The sequence below is a fragment of the Sphingobacterium sp. xlx-130 genome, assembly GCF_011007405.1.
In the GTDB taxonomy this organism is placed as follows: domain Bacteria; phylum Bacteroidota; class Bacteroidia; order Sphingobacteriales; family Sphingobacteriaceae; genus Sphingobacterium; species Sphingobacterium luzhongxinii.
Genome location: NZ_WFKN01000003.1, coordinates 430,753 through 443,653 on the forward strand (window position 1 = coordinate 430,753; position 12,901 = coordinate 443,653).

Annotated in this window: 15 protein-coding genes; 10 read left to right on the forward strand and 5 right to left on the reverse strand. The window is 38.6% G+C overall.

The window, feature by feature from the left end:
• Positions 1-12: 12 nt before the first annotated feature.
• Together G7B18_RS05180 and proS are read right to left on the reverse strand one after the other, a co-directional pair.
• On the reverse strand, positions 13-828 hold the full coding sequence (locus G7B18_RS05180; RefSeq protein WP_164108034.1) for a GDP-L-fucose synthase: 816 nt from the start codon (positions 826-828) through the stop codon (positions 13-15).
• Positions 829-1,002: 174 nt separating this feature from the next.
• A complete protein-coding gene (gene proS, locus G7B18_RS05185) occupies positions 1,003-2,475 on the reverse strand; it encodes a proline--tRNA ligase (RefSeq protein ID WP_164108033.1) in 1,473 nt (490 codons plus the stop codon).
• Positions 2,476-2,811: 336 nt separating this feature from the next.
• Here proS and G7B18_RS05190 point away from each other — a divergent pair, with 336 nt between their 5' ends.
• Complete coding sequence (locus tag G7B18_RS05190; RefSeq protein WP_240452773.1) at positions 2,812-3,978, forward strand: hypothetical protein; 1,167 nt, start codon at positions 2,812-2,814, stop codon at positions 3,976-3,978.
• A gap of 166 nt (positions 3,979-4,144) precedes the next feature.
• The gene (locus G7B18_RS05195) at positions 4,145-5,695 is read left to right on the forward strand and encodes an OmpP1/FadL family transporter (protein ID WP_164122157.1); all 1,551 of its coding nucleotides are present in this window, start codon (positions 4,145-4,147) and stop codon (positions 5,693-5,695) included.
• 57 nt (positions 5,696-5,752) lie between these two features.
• Here the strand turns inward: G7B18_RS05195 and G7B18_RS05200 are convergent, their stop codons facing one another.
• From G7B18_RS05200 to G7B18_RS05210, 3 genes are all read right to left on the reverse strand, one after another.
• On the reverse strand, positions 5,753-6,067 hold the full coding sequence (locus G7B18_RS05200; protein ID WP_164108030.1) for a hypothetical protein: 315 nt from the start codon (positions 6,065-6,067) through the stop codon (positions 5,753-5,755).
• Between the two features lie 92 nt (positions 6,068-6,159).
• Positions 6,160-7,188 carry a TolC family protein gene (locus G7B18_RS05205; protein ID WP_164108029.1) on the reverse strand — a complete coding sequence of 343 codons (1,029 nt, stop codon included), beginning with the start codon at positions 7,186-7,188 and terminating at the stop codon, positions 6,160-6,162.
• 642 nt (positions 7,189-7,830) lie between these two features.
• Entirely contained in the window at positions 7,831-8,115 is a 285-nt protein-coding gene (locus tag G7B18_RS05210; protein ID WP_164108028.1) for a hypothetical protein, read from the reverse strand.
• Between the two features lie 64 nt (positions 8,116-8,179).
• On the opposite strand from G7B18_RS05210, the gene G7B18_RS05215 reads away from it, so the two are divergent.
• The 8 genes from G7B18_RS05215 to G7B18_RS05250 all read left to right on the forward strand — a co-directional run bounded on the left by G7B18_RS05215 (position 8,180) and on the right by G7B18_RS05250 (position 12,885).
• Positions 8,180-8,395 (forward strand): transposase, encoded by a 216-nt coding sequence (locus G7B18_RS05215; protein WP_164108027.1) that lies wholly within the window; start codon positions 8,180-8,182, stop codon positions 8,393-8,395.
• A 155-nt stretch (positions 8,396-8,550) separates the two neighbouring features.
• Positions 8,551-8,709: a helix-turn-helix domain-containing protein gene (locus G7B18_RS05220; protein WP_164108026.1), complete on the forward strand. Its 159-nt coding sequence runs from the start codon at positions 8,551-8,553 to the stop codon at positions 8,707-8,709.
• A 91-nt stretch (positions 8,710-8,800) separates the two neighbouring features.
• Positions 8,801-9,487: a DDE-type integrase/transposase/recombinase gene (locus G7B18_RS05225; RefSeq protein WP_164108025.1), complete on the forward strand. Its 687-nt coding sequence runs from the start codon at positions 8,801-8,803 to the stop codon at positions 9,485-9,487.
• A 173-nt stretch (positions 9,488-9,660) separates the two neighbouring features.
• Entirely contained in the window at positions 9,661-10,152 is a 492-nt protein-coding gene (locus tag G7B18_RS05230; RefSeq protein ID WP_164108024.1) for a hypothetical protein, read from the forward strand.
• A complete protein-coding gene (locus G7B18_RS19390) occupies positions 10,098-10,400 on the forward strand; it encodes a hypothetical protein (protein WP_164108023.1) in 303 nt (100 codons plus the stop codon). Before G7B18_RS05230 ends, G7B18_RS19390 begins: the two co-directional genes overlap by 55 nt.
• Positions 10,401-10,656: 256 nt before the next feature.
• Entirely contained in the window at positions 10,657-11,220 is a 564-nt protein-coding gene (locus tag G7B18_RS05240) for a hypothetical protein (protein WP_164108022.1), read from the forward strand.
• A gap of 17 nt (positions 11,221-11,237) precedes the next feature.
• Entirely contained in the window at positions 11,238-11,870 is a 633-nt protein-coding gene (locus tag G7B18_RS18935; protein ID WP_205600163.1) for a WG repeat-containing protein, read from the forward strand.
• A gap of 34 nt (positions 11,871-11,904) precedes the next feature.
• Positions 11,905-12,885 (forward strand): hypothetical protein, encoded by a 981-nt coding sequence (locus G7B18_RS05250; protein WP_164122158.1) that lies wholly within the window; start codon positions 11,905-11,907, stop codon positions 12,883-12,885.
• Positions 12,886-12,901: the final 16 nt, after the last annotated feature.

The following is a 12,901-nucleotide window of genomic DNA, read 5'->3' on the forward strand; positions in this document are numbered from 1 at the left end:
AAGGTAAATTTACTAAAACTTTAAGGGAGATGGATACTTATAGTGGTATTGCAATTCATCTATTATCTTTTGCCCAGACACGATTTTTTGAAAATTAAATGTCGATTCAAAAGCCGAAGGACCAGCGTATCCGTATTTCGCCGCTGATGCCAGAATAACCGCCTTCTTCTTCGGGTGCTCCGGCGCAACAATATTAAACACCTCGCCAACCTTTAGCTTTTCAAATCCCAAAACCAATAATTTAACCACATCTGCAAGATGGACAAAATTAGCAGGTTGATTACCAGTCCGACACACTTTACCACTAAAATACTTAGCGAAAATACGGCTTTTTCCGAAAAGTCCACCTAACCGATAAATCAAGGTATTATCTACTTGCTGCATGGTTTGTTCGGCAAGCAATAATTTTTCATCGAGATGATCTCGCCAATTTTCATCAAAAAGACCGTCCGCATCGGGATAAATCCCAATGGAACTCAAATAAATATGCTTTCGAAAAGTAAGCTGTTCCAAAAGAAGCTTAATACAGTTGAATCGCTCTAGTAATACTTCTTGAGAATTACGGGAACTGGCTGGAATTGAATTTAACACAAAATCAAACGTAGTAGGCATATCGGATCCACCTATAACTACCTCTGAATCAAAGTCTAACAAAACAGATTGAAATCCTTCCTCACTTAATCGAAGTCTCTTTTCTTCGGTGGTCGTCGTAACCCAAACTTCATTACCGCGAAGTTTCATTGCATGTGCAAATTCCTCACCAACCCATCCACAGCCTAGGATAAGTACGCGATTTGTTGCTGATTTACCTATTGATTCGATATCCATATCTTATTAAAATAGTAGAACCGTAAAATTTTACAATTTTACGGTTCTACCCTTGTTTTCAAACCTACACAAATTCGCCTTTACAAGCAATATAATTGCGCGTAATATAAAAGCGAATTTTGTAGCTCTCCTCATCCATTTAGATTCTTTTATAGAGGAAAATACATCTGAGACTTAATACGCCTTTGCAAACAACACTCTTCTCGCCGAAGGTTTACCTGTAAAAATACAAACACCCTCTTCATCCTTGGCATCCAAAGGTATACAACGGATAGTTGCTTTAGTCTCCTCCTTAACACGTTTCTCTGTCTCCACAGTGCCGTCCCAATGACAGGACACAAAGCCTCCTTTCGTTTCGATCACTTGTTTGAACTCTTCATATGAATTCACTTCCGTAGTATGCGTAGCTCTAAAATCAAAAGCTTTTTGATAGATGTTTTTCTGAATAGTGTCCATCAACACTTCGATACGATCAGCAAGCCCTTCCTGCGAAACAGTTTCTTTCGTTTGTGTATCACGTCGCGCCAATTCCACTGTTCCATTCTGCATATCACGTGCGCCTACAGCTATACGCGCTGGCACACCTTTCAATTCCCATTCCGCAAATTTAAAACCAGGTCGTTGTGTATCCCTGTCATCATATTTTACAGTGATATCTTTGGCTTTCAGTTCCGCTTGCAAGGTCGTTACGAAAGCATCAATAGCCGCTTTTTCTTCCTCCGTTTTAAAAATAGGAACTATCACCACCTGAATAGGTGCCAACTTTGGAGGTAACACCAAACCTTGATCATCCGAGTGCGCCATGATAAGTGCTCCCATCAAACGGGTAGACACCCCCCAAGATGTAGCCCATACATATTCTTGCTTTCCTTCTTTGCTCGTAAACTTTACATCAAAAGCTTTGGCAAAATTCTGTCCTAAGAAATGAGACGTACCCGCTTGCAATGCCTTTCCATCCTGCATTAACGCCTCAATACAAAAAGTATCCAATGCACCCGCAAAACGTTCATTTTCTGTCTTTCTACCTCTTACAACTGGCACTGCCAATGTATTTTCAGCGAAATCAGCATACACGTCCAACATTTGTTCAGCCTCAGCAATTGCCTCCTCACTTGTCGCGTGCGCCGTATGCCCTTCTTGCCATAAGAATTCAGCAGTACGCAAGAAAAGACGCGTACGCATTTCCCATCGCACAACGTTTGCCCACTGGTTAACAAGGATCGGAAGATCACGATAAGACTCAATCCATCCTTTATAGGTATTCCAGATAATAGTTTCGGAAGTAGGTCGTACAATAAGCTCTTCTTCTAATTTAGCATCTTCATCGACGATGATATTTCCGTTGCCATCATTTTTCAATCGATAATGTGTTACTACGGCACATTCTGTAGCAAAACCTTCAACGTGAGAAGCTTCTTTAGAGAAAAAAGACTTGGGAATAAACAAGGGGAAATAAGCGTTACTGTGTCCTGTCTCCTTAAAACGCTTATCCAAAATAGCCTGCATACGCTCCCAAATCGCATACCCATAGGGTTTGATAACCATACATCCTCTCACCGCAGAGTTCTCTGCTAAATCAGCCTTAATCACTAGGTCATTATACCATTGAGAATAATCCTCGCTTCTACTTGTTATTCCTTTACTCATTGATCTTATAACTATTTAATTTGTAACAATATATTAAGGTTACGGTCAAACCGTATCAATATTTTTTTTGAGACTAAATTTATTTATATTTTTGAGGCCGCGATTAAACCTTCGCCAAAATATGCGTCTAAGATAATAAAAAGACACTGGATTATCAGACAACTTTAGCGATAAAGATAGTATGAGCCAGACATGATTTAACATAAAAGTCATAAACGCTCCATCTGACAACTAGAAACTAAAAAATTAAACAGATGAAATCATCAGAATCTATCCAATCCACACCAGGAAATGAATAAATCTGATAGCTTCATCAACTTTAAAAAATATAAGCAGATGAAAACAAATAGATTATTAATCGGCGGATGGGCTTTAGCACTTGTGGCGGCGCTGAGTTCTTGTTCGACAAGCAGACAAATCACCTATAGAGACGATGTCTATAACAACCAGAACGCAGGCAGACCAACTCCGGTGTACCAAAGTCCAGATTACTACTACGACGAGAATCAAAACTCTAATTCGAACGCAGCGAATGAGTATTATGCAGACGAATATTCAGATGAAGAATATAACGATGGTCAATATCAGGAACTAGAATATGCCAACCGTATTAATCGTTTCTATTACTCTTCACCAGGAATGGCATACTATGATCCTTGGTTTGACCCTTGGTATGGTTATGGAGGCTTTGGTTTAGGTTGGTCCAACTGGGGTTGGGGATCAAGTTGGTCTATTGGATTTGGCTGGGGTTCTCCATACTACGGTTACGGCTGGGGTTCTCCTTATTATGGTTATGGATGGGGAAGACCTTATTACGGTTATGGTGGTGGATATTGGGGCCACAACTCCTACTACAACTCGTGGGGACACCCTTATTATGGTCACGGATACAACAACTACTATTATGGAGGATCAGGTCGTCGTCCGACTTATTCTTCGGTACGTTCCGACAATCGTGACCGTTTCAATTCTAGAACAGGAAGTTCGAGCCGGAGAGATGTTGGTGCTACGTCCTCTAGCAGACGTGGATCCACAACAATAAGCCGTGATGCGAATGGACGTATCGATACCCGTTCTAGCGTATCAAGCCGTAGAGGTACTGATGGCACTAGTACTTCAAATCGCGTAGGTACCTCACGTGGAAATAGCGAAAGTTCGAGAGGATCAGTAAGTTCTTCACGTAGAGGAACTGTCTCAGAAGGTAACAGACCGACCACTGATGTAAGAAATTCGACAAGCGGTCGTAGACAACCCTCAAATAGCGGCACTGTTACAAGACCTAGCACAACAGAACGCTCAGGCTCATCGCGTCCGACTACGACACAACCACAAAGCCGTCGTTCGGATAGTGGCAGCTCGAGATCATCAGGGAGTACGTACACACCTCCTGCAAGAAGTAGCAGTGGTTCATCCATGTCAAGTGGTGGCGGATCCATGTCTAGAGGAGGCGGAGCATCGAGCTCAGGTGGTGGATCCCGCTCGTCAGGTTCATCAAGACGCTAATTTTAATAAAGCGAATTTAGTTAACATATAATAATTAATAAACAGCCAATGATAAGATTGGCTGTTTATTAATTGGACAAATCATACCATACTGAAATACTCATGTTTAGCGAAGCACAAATACCCATGAGTATTCCATATGACAGATAAAAAAAGATTATTCCATATGAATTTAAAACATATTATCCTTTCTGCTTTTGTATCCAGCGTCTTCTGGACACAAACACATGCACAAACCGTAGACGATGCCTTAACATTTTCTAGAGAAGATATTGGGGGGTCTGCTCGTATGAAAGGTCTCGGTAATACACAGACTGCTTTAGGTGGAGATATCTCAGCTATAAATGGTAACCCTGCAGGTTTGGGCTTTTTCAGCCGTTCCGATATGTCTGTTACCTTCAATTACCTGGGGAATAAGAATAAAACACTATTTGAAGGAATGAATTCGAACAGCAAGAAAGACAACTTTGGAGTTGATCAGGCGGGAGTAGTTTTTCATTTTCCCACTTCAAACTACCGTTCCAATTCAGGTTGGCTGAACTTTAATGTTGGTTTGAGCTATAACAAAACTCAAAACTATAATAATAAACTTACCTATGAAGGCATCAACAACAACACAACTATTGTAAATGCCCTATCAGATATTATGTCAGGCAGTTTCGGTACTGACTTTGCAGGATCCAATATAGTCGAGCAATTTGGAGACACTGACAAAGGATACTTCCCTCTAGCCAAGGAGGAAGCAGCAAAAGACCAATACAATGAAGTAATCACTAGAGGCAATCGCAGTAAAACTGCCATTGCTTTTGGTTCAAATTATAACAATCAATTTTTCATTGGAGCGACTTTAGGTATAACTTCGTTCCGTTATGAAAAAAACACGCAGTTTATAGAAAACGGCTGGACCAAGACTAGAAGTGAGATACTGTCCTACAATCCAAACTCAGCATATGCTGATCCTACAAATGATAAATACGACTTCGTAGAAGCCAGCTATGAATTATTCGACAATTTTGGACAAGTTACAGAAGGTTCCGGAGTAGATCTGAAATTAGGGATGATCTTCAAGCCGACTACAGATTGGAATATAGGCGTTACCATCAATACACCAACCTGGATGACAATTAAAGACGATACGCGGTCTTACACCGACGTAAGTTTTTACGATAATGAGACTACCAAAGATCCCTTCCATACTTACGAATCAAAATTCTACGACAGCGCACAGGATTATAATATTACTACACCCTGGAAATTCGGCTTGGGTCTTACAAAATTCTTTAGCAGAGGTTTATTGACTGCAGATGCAGAATATGTTACGTACAATTCTATGCGCTATTCGACAGCCAATAATTCACTAAATACAAACTACGACCACATCAATAGAGATATCAAAGACCTCTACAGAGGCGCTGTAAACTTCAGAGCCGGAGGCGAATTTCTCTTCACCAATATACTAAGTGGCCGCGCAGGATTTAATTATTTCGGAAACCCTTACCAAGGTGGAATTGAAGACGAGAACTACAGCGGAAGTTTAGGTCTAGGCGTAAAACTAACAAACACCCTTTACATGGACTTAGCGGTAGTACATCAGGTAAACTCATACAAACAAGCTCCTTACTCGATTAATGAAACTTTTGGGGGAACTTCCAGCCCAGTAGCTTCTATCGACCACAAAAGAACAAGTGGCATCCTAACTATAGGTGCTAAGTTTTAAAAATAACAACAAGCGAAAGTACAGCAAAGGTTGCCTAGATCAAGGCAACCTTTGCTGTTAACGCAGATACCTATAGGCCATTGCAACAGTCCCCAAAACTAGCAAGACACCAAAAACAACAGTCCACTCACTATCCTTTACCTTTCGATAATAGCTTTTCCAAATACTAAGCTTTACTTTGTTCAGTGCTTCCGTGTGGCTGCTATCCATAACAGCCATCCAAGCCTGCTTTTGCACCTTATTCTCCCAAAGGGATAGTAGACCTTGCCTTGTCAGCAAACCACTATCAGGGTAGTAATAGAATGCACTATCCGAGCGAAATGTCCAATACCTCCCGCTGCTATCAATCCGCCCATGTTTATGATCAAACACCTCCAACTTGAATTCGAAGAAGTCACAAATCTAGCATCAGTACTGGCTGTACAGGGCTGGGTAGCTAGCTATTACCTACTGTATCATTCGAACTAATTTTCCAAGATTTTAATTACTTCTTGCCTATACAAAACATCGTACCTCGACTTTACGAAATTTAATTCTGATACGTTAAAGTTGACCTGAGCCGTGGCCAGTTCAAAAGGTGAGGCCATACCAATTTCATAACGTTGTAGTGTAGCATCGTATGCCGTCTTAGAACTAACAAACTGTTTATTATAAGCGCCATATTCTTTTACAGTCCTGACATATTCCTGAACTGCTCTTTGCAAAATGATCGCTTGCTCTTTCTTCACCCTTTCCACTTCGATCTGGGCTATCTCTAAATTAATTTTGGATCGCCGAATCTCTCCACGAGCTTTAAAAGCATCAAAGACCGGCATTGATAAGGAAAGACCGATGTTCAACGATCTATTCTGATTGACCTGCGAAAGAAAAGGAATCGCATCCTTATCTGATGTATTATCATATCTCTCGGATGAATAATTGGATCCATAGCCGCCTGAAAACATAATACTAGGATAGAAATTATTCTTTTTTGTCTTGACTAGAAGTTCATTCTGCTGAACATTTAATTCCGATAATGCGACGTACCTATTATTCTCCACAGAACGCGTCGAGGTATCTAGGTTTTCAATTACTGCAAAACTTGGAATTCCTAAAATCAGGCTATCCGAAAACATTAAATTTAAAACCCTTTTCAAGGATAAAATGTCATTAGCAAAATTTGTCTTGCTAATGAGTATCTTTAATTCGTCATTAGCAACGATATTTTCGACATAATTAAGATCGACCAATGTCTTGACTCCAACATCCACCTCGGTCTTTATAACCCGCAACTGCTCTCTAGAAAGGCCTAATTGCGCCTCCGCTACTTTAGAAAGCTCACTATTCACTAATGCCTTAAAATAATTGGACAGAAGATCTAACCGTAAAGTTTGTCTTTTAAGATCATACTCGAGGATTTTTGATTGTAAATTCAACTTGGCCAATTTAAGGCCATTTATCTTACTGAATCCTTGGAATACAGACGCTCGCAACGCTAAGTTACCATTTGCCACACTCGTCCAATTGCTACCCGTGATTAATTGTCCGGATAATTATCTAGTTTAAGTATGACTTCTTGCCCCCGTTCGACTTTTCCGGCACCAACATTAGGTAACATAAACTGTGCTAAGATCTTGCTATCAGAAGGAACAATTAAAAAAAAGCATCCCCAGCCTTAACAAACAAATTATTATTCAGGAAACTCAAATATTGAAGGCTACCATCCTGAGGTCTCCTAAATAGGTACGTTTCTTCAAATTGTTTCAATGCAACACGTAATTCATGATAAGCGGAATTAAGTTTCAAAAACAACATCTCTTCGATCTCTGTCTTTTGATCTTTACCTCATTTTTCATGTTTCGCGTACGCAGGATTTCAGAATTGATCTGAGATATTTCATTTTTACCACTGTTATTATTGTGTTCAGCATTCAAATAATTCATTTTATTTTTTTCCAACTCAGATTGGCTGATAATTCGCTTTTCAAATAGTATGGAATCTCTTCTCTCAAATTCTTTCGTTAGTTCTAAGCTATTGCTGCTAAGTTGCATTTTCTTATGACTAATATCCAACAAGTTTCCCTGTTGCTCAATAAGACTCTAATAAATAGCCAATTGACTGAAATATAGACTATTTGAATAATAGTTCTGAAATTGCTATAGGGCTTCCAAAAAGAGGTAATATCTCGCATTAATACCTCCAAGATACACGCGGGTCGGCAGATTTTTTGTACTTACAACCAGCTCCGTATTATTGATTTCGAAGACATCAAGGATACTATCTATGGTAACTATATCAACAATATTTGCTGGATTCTCCAGATAACCAATGATATCTCCCTTTTGAACAAATTCATTACTCTTTTTGAGCAACAATATTTTACCAGAATGATTACTAACGATTTTAATAGCGGGAGATTCGGTATTGTAAATCGTCAGCATAATTTAGACATAATTTATTAAAAACCAAGAGATTGTTCTCCTAAAAAAAATAACTTTATTCAGGATGGGAAGACCGAAAAAAACAACCCCGGAGAATTTTATCAAGGATGTACGTCGTAGTAACCGCAGAATCTTTACCGCCGAGCAGAAAATTATGATCGTAATGGAAGCTCTATGTGCAGAACATTCTATTGCCGAGATCTGCCGTAAGCACAGTATTAACGAGTCTCAGTTCTACAAATGGAACAAGGAGTTTTTAGAGGCCAAAAAAACGACTTGAAGGCGATGTTACCCGTGAGGCAACATCAGATGAGGTGGCCGAACTCCGAAAAGAAAATGCTAGACTGAAAGAAAGGGTTGCTGATCTAGGGTTGCGCTATGATATCGTAAAAAAAGCTTGGATCTGCTGGATTAACGGATAAATACAAAAAGTATATGCGATTATCAGCAGGAGAAAAAATGGAGATTATTCAGACGGTTACCCGATCGGAGATCGGTGTGAAGCAATTTGGAATTCCTAAAAGTACATTTTACAGCTGGTACGACCGTTATCTCGTAAAAGGCTATGAGGGTCTAGCGAAAAAAAAACAGTGATTCTGGACAACAATGGAACAGCATTCCCGAGCAGATTAAAGAATTCGTTGTCGAGGTTGCCCTGGATAAGATTGATTTATCGGCGCGTGAGTTGGCTTGTCACATTACAGACGAACATCAGTTTTTTATTTCTGAATCCTCTGTCTACATAATCCTTAAAAACAAGGGACTGATAAGCGCTCCATCCCATATTTTGATCAGTGCATCCGATGAATTCAAGGGTAAGACCAGTATTGTACATGAAATGTCGCAGACAGATTTCACCTATTTCAGGATAAAAGGCTGGGGAGATTATTATTTAAGCACCATATTGGACGACTACAGCCCCTACATTGTACATTGGGAGCTCTGTCCATCAATGAAACATGAGGACGTGATACGCAATGTAGACACAGCGATTGAAAAGGCGAAGTTAAAGACAAAGGTTAAGCCTAAATTATTGTCAGATAATGGATCGTGCTATATCTCTAAGGATCTTGGCAGGTATCTGACCGAAGAACTGGAAATGAAGCAGATCCATGGCAGCCCCGCTCATCCACAGACCCAGGGAAAAATTGAAAGATACAACAGAACAATGAAAAATGTGGTCAAATTGAACAATTACTATTCACCAGAAGAGCTAAAAGAAGCCCTCCAAGAGTTTGTAGAGAGATACAATAATGAACGTTATCACGAGGCCTTAAATAACCTAACTCCTGCTGACGTATATTATGGTCGTGGAGAACTGATATTAAAACAGAAAGAACGATTGAAAAAAATCGCCATTAGTAACAGATAAGCACAATATCTAAAACAAAAATTAATATATTTATAAATAAGAAACACGCCTTAACAGTTTGTCCTGATTTGTTTGAAGACATACAGTCTCATAAACACAAAAAACATAACATACAACAGATAATAATCCCTATTAAATCAATAAAGCAGGAAGATTTTTAAACTACAAATAACATGAGAAAAAGTAACACATTAGATTTCTTTGATATCTCTAACGACTTGAAGATACTTCCCGAGAACGAATTATTTAAAATTAAAGGTGGGAACAGTGATATTGCTTGGGAAAATGAACTAGATCCGATCGACATACCTCCACCAGATGACAATGAAGACGACTATCCAGAGGAAGAGTATAGTGAAGAAACTGATTGGTATGATGAAGAGTACGAAGCATATCTGGAGGAATTAGCAGAAGTCCTTAGAGAAGGAGGCACCTCAAGTTCAGGATCTAATACAGAAGAAGAAACAAAAAAACAGACCTTCCTGACGAACTCTGTTTTACAGCATTATTTAACCAATACCCCCCTGCCGGCCCCAACGGCTCTCCTGCACATCCGTCCCAAGATTCATATGCTGAGAACCAATGTGCAATCCGTGTGGGATCAATGTTCATGGACGCTTATGGGGTCGATTTTTCAAACTCCGCAAACTACAACGGAAATGTGACTTCAGAAGGCTATCCACGAGGAGCAAGAGATGTAGCTAATTGGCTAAGAAAAGAAGGACTACAATCTTACGAGATGAGTCTTTCAGAATTTATAAATTCTGAATATTATCATCAAACAGGAGTCATATATCAGATAGCCCAAGGAAATAGCATGGCTCACATTGATATTTATACTGGCGAAGGGAGAACTGGTTCGGGATTCTATAGTAATGAAAGAATTGTATTCTTTCATTACTATAGAAGATAATGGTTGTTAACTTAATGAAACAGATAATTCAATGAGATATATAAGGCTGATTATTTATTTCATTATACATTTTTCCTTTTTCCAGGCAGTCGCCCAGACTTCTCACAAGGAGCAGGTCTGGCTACCCATCGATTATATTGAGAACATCAAAAAGGAAAAGACCTTAATAAATAAAGACAAATATTGCGCTCCGATAGAAGCATTTGCTTTTCGAAATGGAAAAATCTACTTCAAAACTTATCTGGGTAGGGTAACAATGGCTAATTATAAATCCAAAGGAAAAGGGATTTGGGAGTTAACAAATGTAGAGTCTAACATAAACCGAAAGTTTAACTCTTGGACAGCGTATAAAAATCACACTTTTACTTTAATCCATCAAATCGACACACTTTTATTATTAATAAAAGCTCCAGGGACCCGATCAAGCGATACAATCAAGTTTACAGCCCCTATATCAAGAAGAAATGGGATAGCTATTAATTTAGCCGAGGGTTATTTACTGCTACAAGGAAAACGGAATTTAGTAAATACTGAAACATGGGGAGATAATAGAGAAATAATATTCAACCTTGATGGCAGTGTTACTTCCTCGAGATGGAAAAGCTACAAAATACTGTCATCTTCCTTAGTATTGGAAAATAATTCGCTTAAAAATTGGGGTTCATTTCTGATCCAGTTACAAGATATTTCAGGAAATGTAGAAAAAAAAATACTATTGCATTATGGTGATAAAAAAATTGAATTTTACAGGTTTAGTCTCAGCAAAGAGAATAAGTATGTCTTGGATTTAAACTCCAAAATGACTCTTATAAGTTTATAACATCTAAGATCCGTATTATGAATAAGATATTATTTCTAAACCTCTCTCTATTATCATTAGTATCCTGTGCACAAGAGAATAAAAAAAATGGCAACGAACTATATCGATATATAGACACAACAGGATCAGAGAAATATAGCTATAAAAATGCCAAGGGAGTGGTCATTATACCTGACGACCGCTACCCCATTGCGTATACAGACACCATCAAAACTATCGGATTTGTCCTCAAAAAAGGTCAGGGCTTTTGGGCTATCAATACAAAAGGAGAGGAATTGTTTAAAGTTACCGACTTTGACAACGGACCCGATGTGGTAAGCGATGGACTGTTCAGGATAGAGAATGAGAAAGGATTACTCGGCTTTGCCGATATGAATGGAAATATCGTGATACCACCAAAATTTAAAAGAGTCAATCCCTTCAGTGAGGGATTAGCAGTTGTTTGCGTAGATTGTATTGCTGAGCAAAATGACGATCCAAAAATGCTTACCGGACTTTTGAAAGGTGCATTTGGATTTATAGATAAAAAAGGAAATATAGCAATAGAGCCACAATTTGATTTAGCTTCACCCTTTAAAGATGGTAAAGCCAAAGTATGGAAAAAAGGCAGAGAGTACTACATTGATAAAAAAGGAAATGAGATAAAATAATAATTCTAAAAACAACTAAAACATATTTTGTAAAATGAAAAGAAATACTGTATTAAACTTTTTCGATATCTCCAGTGATTTAGAGATTCTGCCCGAAAATGAGCTATTTAAAATTAAAGGTGGGAACAGCGATATTGCTTGGGAAAATGAACTAGATCCGATCGACATCCCTCCACCAGATGACAACGAAGACGACTATCCAGAGGAAGAAGAGGAAGAATATCCTTATGATTATGAGGACCCTTTTGACGATGAAGATCCAGACGATGGAAGCTGGTATGGAGGGGAAGGAGAGCAAGATAATCCACCACCAGACGAAGAAGACAAAGAGTGTACATGTTCTGCAAGTTTACTAACAAACATGCCGAAATTTAATATTGGAGGGTTTTCATTTGTTGACGATACTGGCGCTTTATCAAAACTAACACAAGGTGTTGACGCGATGTTAGCAAATCCAACAAACTTTAATGCCGATTTTTTAACCAGATTAAATAATATCAACAACATACTAGACAGAGTAAATGATTTGAATGTTAAACTCACTATCGAATTTGGAAATTTGATTGATGCCGGGGCTACAACTTCATTGCGAGACAACAACGAGTTAGTAATAACACTAGATAGAACAACAACAACATATGCAGAAGATCAGGTATTACTTGGTCAAACGGTAAATGAAGCAGGAGATTTAAATAGTAATGCATTAAGTTTATTGGTTCATGAATTAAAGCACGTAGCACAGTTTCTGGACGGAGAGCTCGATTTTGAAATAGATAATAATGAAAATATTCTAAAATATGGCATAGAGGATGAAGTAGAAGCCTTTCAATTTCAACAAATGTATGAAACGTCAGGATCTCCCACTCAAACGATCGATCAAAATTACATCAAAAACATGTCAATACCATTAAAAGATGTAAACGGGAACCCGATATTAGATGACAATGGCAATTCAGTTTCTGTAACTCCTTACAAGAATTTAACCGTTGGTAAAACATGTCCAATACATGGATAATTATTAAAACGAAACA